The 15,113-nt window shown below is 44.6% G+C and carries 12 protein-coding genes and 1 riboswitch; of the genes, 3 read left to right on the top strand and 9 right to left on the bottom strand.

Features of this window, described 5'->3' with window-relative positions; translation table 11 throughout:
• Positions 1-39: 39 nt before the first annotated feature.
• Together metE and ACQY73_RS03150 are read right to left on the bottom strand one after the other, a co-directional pair.
• Positions 40-2,349: a 5-methyltetrahydropteroyltriglutamate--homocysteine S-methyltransferase gene (metE, locus tag ACQY73_RS03155; RefSeq protein ID WP_428661329.1), complete on the bottom strand. Its 2,310-nt coding sequence runs from the start codon at positions 2,347-2,349 to the stop codon at positions 40-42.
• Between the two features lie 91 nt (positions 2,350-2,440).
• Positions 2,441-2,576: riboswitch (cobalamin riboswitch) on the bottom strand.
• Positions 2,577-2,801: 225 nt separating this feature from the next.
• Positions 2,802-3,083 (bottom strand): hypothetical protein, encoded by a 282-nt coding sequence (locus ACQY73_RS03150; protein WP_428661326.1) that lies wholly within the window; start codon positions 3,081-3,083, stop codon positions 2,802-2,804.
• A gap of 599 nt (positions 3,084-3,682) precedes the next feature.
• Between ACQY73_RS03150 and ACQY73_RS03145 the strand changes: the two genes are divergently transcribed.
• Both ACQY73_RS03145 and ACQY73_RS03140 read left to right on the top strand, forming a co-directional pair.
• The gene (locus ACQY73_RS03145) at positions 3,683-4,054 is read left to right on the top strand and encodes a DUF6686 family protein (protein ID WP_428661324.1); all 372 of its coding nucleotides are present in this window, start codon (positions 3,683-3,685) and stop codon (positions 4,052-4,054) included.
• 94 nt (positions 4,055-4,148) lie between these two features.
• Positions 4,149-4,628: a Fur family transcriptional regulator gene (locus tag ACQY73_RS03140; RefSeq protein ID WP_428661321.1), complete on the top strand. Its 480-nt coding sequence runs from the start codon at positions 4,149-4,151 to the stop codon at positions 4,626-4,628.
• Positions 4,629-4,757: 129 nt separating this feature from the next.
• On the opposite strand, the gene ACQY73_RS03135 is transcribed toward ACQY73_RS03140, so the two are convergent.
• The 5 genes from ACQY73_RS03135 to ACQY73_RS03115 form a co-directional block, all read right to left on the bottom strand.
• Entirely contained in the window at positions 4,758-5,192 is a 435-nt protein-coding gene (locus ACQY73_RS03135) for a DoxX family protein (protein WP_428661318.1), read from the bottom strand.
• Positions 5,193-5,288: 96 nt separating this feature from the next.
• The gene (locus ACQY73_RS03130; protein WP_428661316.1) at positions 5,289-5,666 is read right to left on the bottom strand and encodes a LytR/AlgR family response regulator transcription factor; all 378 of its coding nucleotides are present in this window, start codon (positions 5,664-5,666) and stop codon (positions 5,289-5,291) included.
• Positions 5,663-6,205, bottom strand: a complete 543-nt coding sequence (locus ACQY73_RS03125; RefSeq protein ID WP_428661313.1) for a hypothetical protein — start codon at positions 6,203-6,205, stop codon at positions 5,663-5,665. Before ACQY73_RS03125 ends, ACQY73_RS03130 begins: the two co-directional genes overlap by 4 nt.
• On the bottom strand, positions 6,189-6,659 hold the full coding sequence (locus ACQY73_RS03120; RefSeq protein ID WP_428661310.1) for a hypothetical protein: 471 nt from the start codon (positions 6,657-6,659) through the stop codon (positions 6,189-6,191). The genes ACQY73_RS03125 and ACQY73_RS03120 overlap by 17 nt, the downstream gene beginning before the upstream one ends.
• A gap of 75 nt (positions 6,660-6,734) precedes the next feature.
• Complete coding sequence (locus ACQY73_RS03115) at positions 6,735-8,015, bottom strand: hypothetical protein (protein ID WP_428661307.1); 1,281 nt, start codon at positions 8,013-8,015, stop codon at positions 6,735-6,737.
• 209 nt (positions 8,016-8,224) lie between these two features.
• Here ACQY73_RS03115 and ACQY73_RS03110 point away from each other — a divergent pair, with 209 nt between their 5' ends.
• Entirely contained in the window at positions 8,225-9,307 is a 1,083-nt protein-coding gene (locus tag ACQY73_RS03110; protein ID WP_428661304.1) for a Gfo/Idh/MocA family protein, read from the top strand.
• A gap of 161 nt (positions 9,308-9,468) precedes the next feature.
• Here the strand turns inward: ACQY73_RS03110 and ACQY73_RS03105 are convergent, their stop codons facing one another.
• Together ACQY73_RS03105 and ACQY73_RS03100 are read right to left on the bottom strand one after the other, a co-directional pair.
• Positions 9,469-12,063 (bottom strand): glycoside hydrolase family 95 protein, encoded by a 2,595-nt coding sequence (locus ACQY73_RS03105; protein ID WP_428661301.1) that lies wholly within the window; start codon positions 12,061-12,063, stop codon positions 9,469-9,471.
• An 87-nt stretch (positions 12,064-12,150) separates the two neighbouring features.
• Positions 12,151-15,087 carry a PVC-type heme-binding CxxCH protein gene (locus ACQY73_RS03100; RefSeq protein WP_428661298.1) on the bottom strand — a complete coding sequence of 979 codons (2,937 nt, stop codon included), beginning with the start codon at positions 15,085-15,087 and terminating at the stop codon, positions 12,151-12,153.
• Between the last annotated feature and the right edge of the window lie 26 nt (positions 15,088-15,113).

The raw sequence follows: 15,113 nt of genomic DNA, 5'->3' as shown, positions 1-15,113 counted from the left end.
AAAACTTTCCAAATCATATATGAATAGTTAAAATCGGTATTACGATTCCTGAGCGATACCTTTACGTATTTTGCCGGCGGCTTTTACCATATTTTTGAGCGCGATCTCGGTTTCCGGCCATTTGCGGGTTTTGAGCCCGCAGTCGGGATTTACCCACACATTTTGGGCGGGAAGCACCGTCAGGGCTTTTTCCAACAAACTCACCATTTCTTCCACCGTAGGCACACGGGGACTGTGAATGTCGTACACCCCCGGCCCGATCTCATTTGGATAATTGAAATCCGCGAATGCATCCGGCAATTCCATCTGCGAACGGGACGTTTCAATGCTAATGACATCGGCATCCATCGCGGCAATGCTTTCAATAATATCATTGAACTCCGAATAACACATGTGCGTATGGATTTGGGTTTCATCCCGCACCGACGACGATGCCACCCGAAAAGCTTTCACAGCATTGTCCAAGTATGCTTTCCGGTCGCTTCGGCGCAATGGCAAGCCCTCTCTGAGGGCTGCTTCGTCAATTTGAATGATCTTGATACCTGCCTGTTCCAGATCAGAAACCTCATCGCGAATTGCCAACGCCAGTTGAAGCATGGTTGCGCTGCGAGGTTGGTCATCACGCACAAACGACCATTGCAGAATGGTGATCGGTCCCGTTAACATCCCTTTCATGTACTTCTGCGTAAGCGATTGGGCATAGGTAGCCCATCGCACGGTCATGGGATGCAAACGCTCAATGTCGCCGTAAATAATGGGCGGCTTGACGCAACGCGAACCGTAACTTTGCACCCAACCGTTTTGACTGAATACGTATCCTTCCAACAATTCGCCGAAGTATTCGACCATGTCGTTTCGTTCAAATTCGCCATGAACCAATACGTCCAGTCCGAGTTCTTCCTGCCACAAAACGGCTTTTTGAATATAGGTTTCAATGGCCGATTCGTACCGGTCCTGCGTTATCAGACCCTTTTTGTAGTCAGCACGAAGCACACGTACGTCGTCAGTTTGGGGAAAAGACCCAATCGTCGTTGTTGGAAACAAGGGTAAATTCAGCAATGCTTTTTGCTTGCTTTGTCTTATCTCAAATGGGCTTTGGCGTTGCGTGTCAGCTTCGCTCAATGCGGTTATTCGTTGTTTTACCTGTGGTTTATGGATCAAAGGAGACGACTGTCGACTTTTAACGGCAAGCTGATTTTGAGCCAACAATGCAGGGTTCCCGATTATCGAAATTTCGTGTAACTCGTTTATTTCCTGCAGTTTTTGTTTGGCAAAAGCCAGCCAATTTTTGATCTCGGCGGGTAGTTGCGTTTCTTCTTTTTCAAGTTCCAGATCACAAGGAGAATGCAGTAACGAGCAGGAAGGTGCGATCATCATGCGTTCAATACCTAATTTAGACACCGCTTTTTGAATGAACGCCAGCGATTTGGCATAATCATTTTTCCAGATATTTCGCCCGTCAACCAAGCCTATTGACAACGACATGGGTTCTTTGATGGCTGTTAACAGGTCGTCAAATTGGCTTGGAAAACGAACTGCATCTACGTGCAACGCACAAACAGGCAAATGTGAAACGGTCAGAATATTATCACGCAAACCGTCAAAATAGGTTGTCAGCAAGGTTTTTAATTGCGGAAATTTGCTGCGGATAGTTCCGTAGGCCAAGCGTAACGCGTCTTTTTCTTTATAGGTTAGATCCAACGCCAGACAGGGTTCGTCAAATTGAATCCAAACTGCGCCCGCCTTTTGGAGGCGTTCCAAGATTTCGTAGTAAACGGGCAATAATTGGGGTAATAATTCCAAACGGTGGAACCCTTCTTCCTTCTCTTTACCAAGCAACAAATAAGAAATTGGCCCTATCAAAACAGGTTTTGTTACAATGCCCAATTGAAGCGCTTCTTCAAATTCATTGAAAATCTTATCAGACGAAAGCGTAAAGGTTTGGTCTTTGGTAAATTCAGGAACTATATAATGGTAGTTGGTATCAAACCACTTGGTCATTTCCATCGCTTTGATATCAAGGCCGTCTTTTTGATAACCGCGCGCCATGGCAAAATACAGATCAAGCGCATTGTTTTGCGGATTGGCCGACAGTACCGCTTGATAACGACGCGGGATTGCGCCCAATGTCAAACTCAGATCAAGCACATGGTCATAAAGCGAAAAATCGTTGGAAGGAATAAGGTCAATCCCCGTTTCCTGTTGTAATTGCCAATTATGGCGACGAATGGCAGCGCCCGTTTCGAGCAACGTTTGTTGTGAAATGTTGCCTACCCAATAAGATTCACAGGCTTTTTTGAGTTCACGGCGGCCACCGATGCGGGGATAGCCAAGATTGTTTTTAAGCATACGCGTAAAAGGATGTTGGTGTAACAATAAATTTTGAAAAACTTATTGTCCTTTCCTTTTGCCTGACAATTGCTTCAGGTCGTGAAAGCATTGGTCAATTCGTTAGGAGGCAAGTATCTCGGCTTGCAGCTATTCGTAGCTGCTTACGGTTGCACGTCAGCTCGTGATTTACACACGATTCCTTTTTAATGTTGAAGTCATCAACAACCCCAAAACGGCAATAACTTGAAAGAACTGAGGCAAAGATAAAGTGAGTAATTTTTAAAAGATATAATAACTGCTTTAACTGCTATAAATTGGATATTATATCTTTTAAATTAATTATTAACGATTAATATTTAACTATAGCAATATATAATTGATAAAATATCTTCTGGTGAAATGGCCCGATTGGCCGATTTTACTCAAACGGTTCTTGCGTTTTTGAAAGAAATTGAAAATCGCTGCGCAGATCAGGCAACAGAATTTTGTATATTGTCATTTTGTGAAATGGGTTGACTGTTAGGTGTTTTCCATGCCCAACGGGCCAAAAATAATCTCAATACGTCCGTAAATAGCCACGAAATATCCGTTTCTGCAATGGAATTTTGGCCATTGATGAGCGTTTTCCAGAACCAATCTTCCGTTTGAAAACCGTTGACCAACGGAACCAAAATAGAAAGCACTTCGCCGATATAAAGGTAATTGCGCGTCAGCTTTGCGTCAGTTTCCCAAAAAAGCCCTGCGATGGTCAATAAAAGGAAACGGCTTAAAAAAAGTTAAAAATAAAATTTTACTATTTATTTATAATTGGTCTAAATAAAATATTTATCTTTGTGTCATCATTCATTTGTGATGTGCAAGGCGGTCGAGGAGAGTTTCATTACTGCATAAACCGGTAAACAGGCAGGGAGTAAGGAAACGAAAAGGAAAGGGATTGCGGCAAGTTTTTGACGAAAATTCAATCGAATGAATAAAAGATTTTAGAGTTCATGTTCAAGGAGGTTGTAGAGGTGAGTCACTTCATTTCTACATAGATCAACGGTACTCGTGCTGAAAATTTTCAGCACGAGCCTTATCTCAACCTGAAAAAAAGCTTTTAAATGTGTATGTGAAATTGATGATTGACTGAATTCATTATTCTTTTTGAAGACCTGAATTTTACAATTTTCTCCCCTTCGTCGGCTAAATTGATTTGATTGTGTTTGGTTCTGCAAAAGGAGGATATTAAAACAATAAATAGCCCAAAAGCATCTCTATTGATAACCAGTTAAGCCCTTAGCCAAGCTTCGTTTCCTGAAGAATCGGAGCTTGGCTAAGGCACAACGCATTGCCGCATCAACAAGACGAAGTTATGGATCCATCAGAGAAAGAATGTACATTTGAGATCAGTGCAGAAAGCCGATTGGGTCGCGTATATCGTTGCCGTTTTCACGGTCATTTTCAAATCGAGTTCGGGCAAATGTTACTTACCTATTTTGACATTTGGTCGCTTGAATTCTTTGCGGATGAAATTGGAAGCATTGACTCAAAAGATGAAAGCAATTACTGCACTTACCTTCGACGTAAAATCATCTTCCAACCCATCGGCAGTGCATGCGTATATGGATTCATGCCGCACGAGATCAATGATTTGCAGGGACTGATGGCGCAGGCAACGAGCTTTTTGGATCTGGAAGCCTATTTGCAGCGTAAGGGTATTTCTTTTCGGAAAGAAAAGGAATGACTGTATACATCTAATCATACAATTTAATTGTATTTATTCTAAATAAAATTAACTTTGTGGCGTCGATACATCAGTTAGTTTTATTCATTTGAATATGCAAAATTCACATCTCCAGGCAGCTACGCTGCGACTTGACCAGTTTTTGGAGTTGAAAGGCTACCGCCGCACTCAGGAACGCTACACCATATTGGAGGAAATATATTCGCATCAAGATCATCATCATTTTGACGCTCACCAACTTCGGGAAATACTGTTAAGCAAAGGGTTCCATCTCAGCATGGCTACCATTTACAATACACTGGAGCTTTTTGCCGATGCAGGCTTGATCAAAAAACATCAATTCGGTACTACTGCTTCCTCGAACTATGAACGTACACTCGGCAGCCGTCAGCACGATCATGTAGTGTGTCTGGATTGCCATCATGTGAAAGAGTTTTGTGATCCGCGTATGGCTACCATTGAAAACACCGTGGGAGATTGGTTTCAGACGCGGGTTTTACAGCACTCTTTGGTTTTTTATGGTCATTGTACCGACGAGTTATGTTGCCATAAAATAGAGAAGAATACTAATTAATTTTGCCGATGCCGTATTTTATCCTATTCTCCCGTTATTAAAGCAGCATTGGCAATTAGGTGTTAAGTGCAACAATATCTGCCACCAAAAAGGGAGCCACAACGGCTCCCTTTTTGGTGGCAGATATTGTTAGTGTGGGTGATTTTTCATCCATTCATCCATCGAGAATTTGCCCGAACCAATGACCAGAAAGATCATCAATAGAATGAGAGTGGTCAACGAAAGCCAAAGCTCAGAATTGAGGTAAGAAAAGCCCCGCGTTAGGTTGACAAAGAATACCGCTACGAATAAAATCGGCAATTGAAAAATGATCGCCAATCGGGTTTGACATCCCAACGCAATCAAAAAACCTCCCATTAAGTGCGCAAAAGCGACGTAATGTACCGCAATGACCGAACTCAACGTAAAATTAATGTCATTGACCAATTCGGAAATCTGTGAGGTATCACTGATAAAACTCACTCCTTTCATAAAAAGAAGCAGACCGAGGGCAATTCGGAGGACGTCCATCCAGGCAGGATGATGCGTATCGCCCCAATGTTCGATGCGTTGAATCGTGTTCATGGTTTCGGAAATGTTTGATTTTAAGAAAGTTACAAATAAAAAATGACTTTGTCAAGACTTGTTTGTACTTTTTCGTTATCCATTATTTCCGAACCGCTATTTCCCCATCCATTTCTTAAAATCGCTTACTTTTTCGCGACTTACAATGGCTTCTTTGTCAAAAACGGGATGAAGTACCAATGACAACCGATTGCCAAAATAGGGTTGAATTTGTTCAACGGCTTGGTGCGTGACTTTGACACTGCGGCTGATTCGGAAAAACTGCTGCGGGTCCAGGTTATCCGACAATTCATCGAGGGTGTAATCCACCAGAAATTTCTGATTGCTGTGGGTTCGAAAAAAGCTAAAGCGTTCGTCGGTAAAAAAGTAGGAAATATCGCCGGTTTCAATGGACAATAAACGCTGGCCTTGACGCACTAAAAAACGTTTTCGATAGCCAACGGGTTGCTGTTGGAGTTGAAGTTCTTTGATCAACTTTTCGATGCTGAAAGCCGGTACTCTACGCCCAGCACTTCTATTTGACTCATCACCCAAAGTACCCCGAATGCTGCGACGGTCGATACCATTCCTGTAAGAAAAAGCATCAGTAAAATACGGTAGAGCGTTTGACGTAAATGAGGAAACGTACGAATGGCCAAACGTACCGAGAGTGTCAGCAACATTGCGCAGGGCATGTAAAGCATCACCACTACTGCCGAGCCAAGAGTTAATAAAAGATGGTCGTTCCAGTAGTGAGGCCGAATGAAAAGATAGTTGGCCAACGGTACAAAGACCAACAGCGCTAACCCATGAAATCCCCACTCCAAAGGACTTACTCCCGACCACCACCCTTGGTAATTAAGCGACAGACGGCTTGCAATGGCGGGTGCAACGGGTGTAAAAGCTGAAATGGTCTTTTCCTGCTCTTCTTTCCATTTGGAATAACCATAGAATAAACTTAGTGCCACGTAGATAAAAATATCAAAAACAAATCCTAAGAGCCAGATAGGTTGCACTTTAGACCAACTGAACATTATTTTCAGCCCGGAACATGTATATCCATACATCAAACACTGCCTGTAGGCTGGTGAGCAATCCCACCACGAGCAGCATGACGATGATGCGCTTTATAATAAATGCTTCCGGAATAAGGGCAAGTACTTTACGTACGGCCATCGTCAATACAATGATGGAAAGCCAATAAAGCCCGAAAACAACGCCTGTACCGATGAGAAAAATGGAAAGATGACGGAAATAATGCATTCCGATGAAATAATAATTGCCGACCGGAAACAGCAACGGCATCATCAATAAATGATAACGCCACTCGGCGGAAGAAAAAAAAGAGGGTCGAAGCGGGCTTTGATTCATGACACCACGTTGCCAAAATGCATTGATGATTTGAAGATAATGCACATTTGAACACCACAGGTGCCGATCCATTTTTATTTGAGCAAATTCATGCATGAATTGAGAAAAACAACGCATGAATTGTAGTTATGCTTACAGTTAAGGAAGAGAATTGCTTAACTGTAAGCATAACGATTATCGTATTGCAATTAACTAAAGGACTGCCGGTACTGCTTTGAACTTGGCAGAGGCTGAAAACGGTGAGGTTCCCCGAAAGAACGTTCCCGAAATTTTGCCGATCATTGGGCGTTCTTTTCCTTTGTAATTGGAAATGGTGACCGTTGCCTTCCCCGAAATCCATTCGGCGCGGTCGTTATAATATCCGTGCGTTCCTATGGTAAACTGTGAGATACGCGCTATAATTTGACTGCCGCCGTTAGGCCCGAAACCATAGACTCCATCCCCGTGAAAGCCTTCGATGCTGAAACTTATCATTTTCAAACCCGTTGAGTCGGTAATGGCACCTTGTAATTTATTTCCATTGACGGTCAGCATCACATTGGGATTGGCGTCGTAAGAACCATTGATCGAGAGATTAGCACCTGATTCGACCCGAACATTCTTCACTAAAATGATGTGACCTAACTGTTTAAGATCAATTTCTGCGCCAATGGCTACGGGATTATTGTCCGGTTCACGGGCGGGGGCGGTGTAAGTAGCTTTAGCGAGAGAGCGATCTTCAGTAATTTGACCAACGTTTGCATAGTTATCGCCTTCCTTGCTGCCGTCGGTCACTCCATTGATGGTCCGGCGCACTACTCGGGAAGCCGAGATGATTTGATGTGGACTCAAAGGCATCAGGTCGCCATAAGGATCACCCGGTTTAGCGTCGGTGCGTCTTTCCGGAAATTTTACTACGAATTTTACCTGCTCGACGGATGCCACTTCCTTTTTATCACATTCAATGAAAAATTGCTCATAAAAAGCCCAATGGGCCAAGTGGCTGACGGGGGCTTTTACGGTTTTGTTAACCTTATCTACTTTTACATCAACACGGCTTTGCCAAATACCCTCTTGGTCCTGATGAGCAATTCCCAATACTTCCGGAGCAGCGCCTTCTACGTCTTCAGGAGTGTAGTGGAGGGTCATCTCCGCATTTTTGTTCAATTTCGTATCAGGAGCGGTGATGTTATAGGTGAGTCCAATACCGACAAACGCCTTGTTTTCAACGGGTTGAATGGTAATTGGCGTCGGCTTGCTGACCGCACCCGCAGGGAACGTAAACGTGATCTTATTGTCAGGCGTGGAAATACTACCGCCTTCGGGACCGATGGTTTGGGAAAAAGCTGCTCCTACGGGTTGACCTACTTCGGTTGGTGTCCCTTTTTCTGAAGCCGGCTGTTCGGCATTAGGATCATTAGGATCAATGTCTTGGGGAGTTTGACAGGCGAAAACGCCTAAGAATAGAAATGGAATAAGTTTTAAAACTTTCATGGCTGTATATGATTAATGTTTTTACGAATAAATGAACGATCCAAAATTCAGCTTCAAGACGTCTGATTTCAACTAAGTCATGTATTGAATGAGAAATAGAATGAATGAATTGTAAGTAGTGATGCTTGAATTGAAGACCGGGAATAGTAGTAGGTAAAGCGGTTAGTTGTACTTTTACGGCCAAAATCATTTCTCCTTTATATCTATTTATGTCAACACTCACTCAACCTGTACGCGTTCTGGTCGTTGGATGCGGAAACATGGGCGCATCGCATGCTACAGCTTATCATACCTCCGAAGGCTTTGAAATTTGCGGCATTGTTTCTACCGGAAAAAGCAAAGAAGTTTTAAATGACAAATTGGGTGGCGGTTATCCGCTGTATTCCGATTATGCAGAAGCGCTGAAAGCCACGCAGCCCGATGCGGTTTGCATTTCAACTTACCCCGATACCCACGAGGCCTTTGCCATCATGGCATTTGAACACGGTGCGCATGTTTTTATTGAAAAACCCATTGCCGATACCGTCGAAGGAGCCAAACGGGTAGTGGAAGCTGCCGTAAAAGCGAATAAGAAATTGGTTGTAGGTTACATTTTGCGTCATCATCCTTCGTGGGAAAAATTTGTGGAATTGGCACAAACGCTTGGTAAGCCGTTGGTAATGAGAATGAATCTCAACCAGCAAAGTCACGGCTATATGTGGGATGTTCATCGCAACCTCATGAAAAGCCTAAGCCCAATTGTAGATTGCGGTGTGCACTACATTGATGTAATGTGCCAAATGACGCGCTCAAAACCCGTGTGGGTATCGGCCATCGGGGCGCGCATGACCGAAGAAATTCCGGCCGGAAATTATAATTATGGACAACTGCAAATTCGCTTTGAAGACGGTTCCGTGGGTTGGTACGAAGCAGGGTGGGGGCCTATGATGAGCGAAACGGCGTTTTTCGTAAAAGACGTTGTTGGGCCAAAAGGATGTGTCTCCATCGTGGCCAAAGATGCAGGTGGAAGCGGGAAATCAGATAACGTAGATGCGCATACCAAAACCGAATCGTTGCGATTGCACCACGCGGATCTGGACGCAAACAACAATTTTGTGAAAGAAGACGAGTGGATAAACCTGACCGATGAACCGAATCACCAAGAGCTCTGCAACCGCGAACAAAACTATTTCCTGAAAGCAATTGCAGAAGATGTTGACCTCACCGACCACATGGCCGATGCTGTCAATAGTCTTCAAATTGCTTTTGCGTGCGATGAATCGGTGCGTTCGGGTGAAGTGGTGCGGTTGTAAATAACTTGTATTAATGTAAAATGTAAAACCGAGAAATGTAAAATATAGAAGGGATTTTTAAAAACAGAATACTCATTAACAAAGTATCACTTTTACATTTCTCGGTTACATATTTATTATTTTTCGGTTCTTAAGTAACCCTCTTCAAAAGGAAGACTTTATTAATTCACTACATATCGTTTCCCTTTTTCTGTTTTAAAGTCCAATGTAATTCCCTGAACAACAGGGGTTGCATTGGACTTTGTTTTGTCTTTGATGATGGGTGTACCTGCGTTGATAAAGCTAAAAAACGGATTCGGATTTTCGCCGTTTACAGTTTCGGAAGGCGTATTTTGCACGCTCATTTTTTGCATTGTTCTGACTCGGCAATGACCTCCCAACGTTGAATGAACAACAGCTTTGGTCAATTTGCCGTCTTTCCATTCCATATCAATTTCAAAACCGCCTCGGGCCTTTAGCCCTTTTACGCTGCCCGTATGCCATGCTTGGGGCAATGCCGGCAACAAATGGATTTCTCCCGCGTGACTTTGCACGAGCATTTCGGCAATACCCGCCGTTGCCCCAAAATTGCCATCGATCTGAAAGGGAGGGTGTGCGCAAAAAAGATTTGGGTACGTGCCGCCACCCTGCATGTGAGTCGAATTGGTTTTGACCAATTTAAACAGATTTGTAATGAGTTTTAACGCGCGGTTGCCGTCGTGTAGGCGCGCCCAAACATTGACTTTCCAACCCATCGACCAACCGGTGGCTAAGTCGCCTCGGCGTTCCATGACTCGCTCAACGGCCGCGGCTAATTCGGGCGTGGTTTGCCGATTGATCTGATTACTTGGGTGGATGGCGTATAAATGTGAAAAATGGCGGTGTTGCACTTCACCGTCTTCAAAATCCTCCTGCCACTCCTGCAATTGACCGTATTTGCCTATTTGATAAGGTAACAACTGCGCCAAATTTTGACGAACATCGTTGACCAATGGCTCATCTATTTCCAAAATTTTGCAAGCCTCCAAATAACGCGCAAAAGATTCGCGGATGATGGCCATGTCCATCGTGGGGCCGGGACTGAAAGTAGCTTGTTTTTTATCCTCGTAAATGAAATTATGCTCGGGCGAATGACCAACGGGCGTGACCAAATAGCCCTGTTCGTTTTTTACCAACCAGCCTTGATAAAACTGAACCGCGCCTTTCAGCAACGGAAAAACCTCTTTTTTCAGAAAGGTTCTATCGCCGTTATACAGGTATTTCTCCCAAAAATGGCTCGTTAGCCAACCGCCGGCCATCGGCCAAAATGAGCAGTTACAATTATCAATGGGCTCGGCATGACGCCAAATATCCATGTTGTGATGCGCTACCCAGCCATCATTGCCGTACATATTTCGAGCCGTTTCCTGCCCATTGACGGCAAGTTCTTTAATGGCTTTAAAAAATGGCTCCTGACACTCAGATAAATTGGTCAGTTCTGCCGGCCAATAATTCATTTGTGCGTTGATATTGATGGTATAAGCACCGTTCCAGGGAGGCACCATAAGGTCGTTCCAGATGCCTTGCAGGTTGAGTGGCTGCCCGCCCGGCCTTGAACCGGCAATCATCAAATAGCGTCCATATTGGAAATAAAGAGCGGCAAAGGAAGGGTCTTTTCCATTAGCGAAAAGCTCTACCCGTTTGTCGGTCGTCAACAGCGATTGTTCTGTTTCAGCCGCCAGATGAATGTCAACTCGGTCGAATAGTTTTTTATAATCGGCCAAATGCGCTTTATACAGATCAACATAGGTTTTCTTTTCGATCGCTTTAAAGTATTGATTAATAAGCAGTTTTGGGTTAGTGCCTTCATACGCCGGGCTTTTGTCAAAACCGTTGAAACTCGTGGCGGCGGTTAGCACAAAGATCACTTCGTCGGCATTTTTTATGCTTATCTTGCCTTTTTCATCTTTGATAGAGCCGCCTTTGTGGATCGTTTTTACCCGAGTTTCAAAGGTCATACCTAATCCTTCTGTTTTTTTATCGTATAACAAATTCTCTACTTCCGGCTTACGTTGGCCGTTTTTATCGTACAGTTCGGGATATTTATACTGATCTCCCAGTTTTTCCACCTGTTCAAAACTCCTTCGCAGGCCAAAACCCGGTACTTTCCCCTGCATGGTCAAGGTATTCCCCTGTACAGAATAGTGAGCAGTAGATTCGTGTGGGGTAGAAAAATGAAATGTGCCGTTGAGCTTACCACCTCCCTCGGCGGTCATTTTTACCACAATCACATGGTCGGGATAATTGGCAAAATAAGTTCTTTTGTAAGTGGTATTGCCCGCTTTGTATTGAGTATGAGCCGTGCCCGTTGCTAAATCCAAACTGCGTTTGTAATGAGTAATTGCCTCATTTTTATGGTCGATTTCTACCCAAAAATCGCCCATTGGCTGGTACAGTTGATGGTTTCGCCCCAGCCACTCTTTGGCAATAACCGCCTGTGCTTCTTGGTATTTCTTCGCTTTCAACAGATTGCTGACTTCTTTAAAGTCTTTGCGAATAGTGATGTTTTTGAACGTGCCTTTTGGGTCACCCGAGTATAATGTGCCTTCATTGAGTTGCAAATGTTCTTTCAAAGGGTCACCAAACACCATTGCACCCATGTAGCCATTGCCCAACGGCAACGCCTCCGACCATACAGCCGCAGGTCTATCGTACCATAAGGTCAGTGAACCGGTTTGGGCAAAAAGGTTGAAAGGGGAAAGAAAAAGGAATAGAAAAAATCGTGATTGAGGTCTCATTGTATCCTGCTTTTTAAAGCAAAGCATCCGTCCGACGGTTTATAACGCTACCCGTCCGACAGTTTTGAACTCTCGGACGGATGTATTTTATTTTTGCGAAGGTAATTTTAAAAGATAACCTGCTAAGTCGGACAGGTCTTTTTCTTTTAAGCCCAACGAAGAAGGCTCCGGCATGAGGCTGTTTTTGAGTTGTTGACGCGAGGCGATGGTACTTGCTTTGATTGAGGTTGTTTTTCCGGCAGCATCTTTTAACATGACCGTCGCGCCATCGCCTACCAAAAATCCGTAGTAGGTATTTTTGTCTTTGGTTTGGATGATCCAAGGTTCGTAACCAAATGCCAAACTGGCACTTGGATTGATAATGGCATCGAGCAGGCCGTTTTTATCAAATTTTTTACCAATTGAGGTTAAATCAGGGCCAATGTCTTTTCCATCTTTCTCAAAACGGTGACAGGAAGTACAATTGGTTTGGAAAATCTTTTTCCCGTTTTCTGTATTAAATGGCATGGCGGCGGCCAAACTCACCGATAGACCTTTGCCACTTGGGCGCGGAAAATAATCACCGGCCATCATCCGAACGCTTCGGTCAGGGTTGTTGAAAATATGTTCGGCAATGGTAGCTCTCACTACTTTCGGGATTTTGTATTCACTTGCAGACGCCAACAATAATTGCCCGCCGTAAAGGTCGGCAGCTAAAATCTTGGCGGCATTCTCACGTTCAGGAGTAGCAATTGTCGTATCCATCATTACTTTTTGCCACTCCAACATTTTTTTCTGCCCCGGTGAAAGTTGAGCAACGGTGGCTTCCTTCCAATCAAGCAAGTCTTGCCAATCGTTGGTTTTACGGAAATTGACCCAATAAAAAGCCTGCTCTGATACATCTTTCAGCGGACTTTTTGTCAATTCAAGCATACTCAAGGCTGCGGCTTTGTCTTTGATAAAGCCCAACGCTGTAATGGCACGTTTGCGCTCATCAGCTGATAATGTTTTGGCATTGGCCCGAAGCTGCAAATCCGTTACTGCACTTTTGGGATGCAATCGCCACGTTAGCCAAGCCTGTTTTGGTGACCATGTGGTTGGGTCTTTGGGCCAGGAATTACGTACTTCTTTATAAAATGCTTCTTCTTTTCCGTCTAAGCCGATGCCTAATGCTTCGAGATAGTAGCGGTCTTGTCCATCGAAAGCGGCTACGAGCTCCTTGAACTGATCTTTACATTGGTCATACGGAAGGTCGCGAAGGGAGATGGCTATTTCGCGCAAAACCCCTATCCCCAACCCTTTCCCCTCTGAGGGAAAGGGGGCTGTTACCCCGGACTGCCCGTCGGGATTTGCAATCCCGACGTTTGCTTTGGCCGATTTGTAATCGGCTTTTAAAGCCCTAAAAGCCGCAATCCGTAAATTTTCATCTTTATTTTCGTTCAATACTTTGAGCACTTCAGCTTTTCCCTGCCCACCCAATTGTGCAAGCAGCCATATTGCTCTTGCCTGTACGTAAGGATTTGGGTCATTTAATAACCCTTTTACCACAGGAACAGCGCTTTCTCCTTTCGCCTGTAACGCGACAAAACCTAAGTTTCTGACATTGATCGCAGGATTTCGGAGGGCGGCGATTTGACCTTCGGTAGTGCTTAGATCAATTTTGGGTGTTGTGAGTTTTTTGCCTTTGGGCGTAATTCGGTAAATGCGTCCGTAGCCTTTTTTATCGTGCATTTGGTGACCGCCTACGACGGGATCGTACCAGTCGGCCACGTAAATAGCACCGTCAGGGCCGGTAGCGGCATCGCTGGGGCGGAACCATTTGCGTTTGTCCTGACCGGTTTCGTTCCATATATAATGGGCCTCGACTTTTGGAAATGAACTTATCAGGTCAATGCGTTTGCTGAAATCATAACCCGCACCTTTGGGTTGCGGCCAATACGCCCACACTACATTACGCCCTGCTTCGCAACTGAGTACAGTACCACGGTATTTTTCGCCCAATGCATCGCCTTCGTACACAAGCATCCCTGTCGGAGAACCTGCCCCCGTGTTCTCACCTGCCGGGAGTACACCGGGGTCTTCCTGATGCCAATGTACCGTGAACATGTCTTGGTCGGGGCGGCGGTCAGCTTGCCAGAAACGTGAACCATCTGCGCTGAAATAACCTGCATTTGAACCTTCCATGACCCAACTTGTACGACAGGTAACGACTTGGTCATCGTTGTCGTTTTGCCAATAATTTCCGTAGCTGTCAATGGCGATCTCGTAGCTGTTGCGGAAGTTGTGGGCCATTACTTTCAAACCGGTTCCGTCGGCATTCATGCGTAAGGCCAAACCACCGACCCAGACGCGCCCGTCGTCGCTTTTTTGATTTGCTTTATTTTCTTTGTTATAGGGCGTGCCTCCTGTGTAGATACTTCCGGAGCGGAGTGCCCAGCCGCTTTTGTCTTTAACATTGTGCGGACCGGCGTTTCCCGTATTGAAGTGCCAACGTCCGTCAGGGCCGGCCGTGAGTGAGTGCAGCGAATGGTCATGGTCGAGGCCACCGAACCCGGTCAATAAGATTTCCTTTTTGTCGGGGATATCATCGCCGTTTTCGTCGGTATACACAATGATATTGGGAGCACAACTTACGATCACTTTATTTCCGATTACCCCAATTCCTAAAGGCGCCACCAAGTCTTTGTCCTGCACAAAAATCTTCGATTTGTCGGCTTTCCCATCGCCGTCGGTATCTTCCAAAATCATGACGCGGTCGCCTTCTGTAAAGCTTAGTTTTTGGTCAGGTTTATTATTGAAATTACGATAATTGACCGCTTCTGTGATCCAAACGCGCCCTTTGGCGTCAATATCCATGTTGGTCGGATTATAAAACAAGGGAGCTTCGGCCCAAAGTGTGGCTTCCAGATCGTCAGGAACATACACTTGGTTAGAATCAGCTTCCGTTTCTGCACGGTATTCATTTTGAATGGTATTGGTCCCGGTAAATGAAAGAACCGTGGCCAAACTCAGTAAGACAATGATTTTAAATGGTGCATTAGGCATCTTCATTGGGAGGTTTGAGTTTTTTA

The organism is Runella sp. (assembly GCF_965279615.1).
In the GTDB taxonomy this organism is placed as follows: Bacteria; Bacteroidota; Bacteroidia; order Cytophagales; family Spirosomataceae; genus Runella.
The sequence above is the reverse complement of the archived record's forward strand: the minus strand, read 5'-3'. Positions and strand labels throughout refer to the sequence as shown.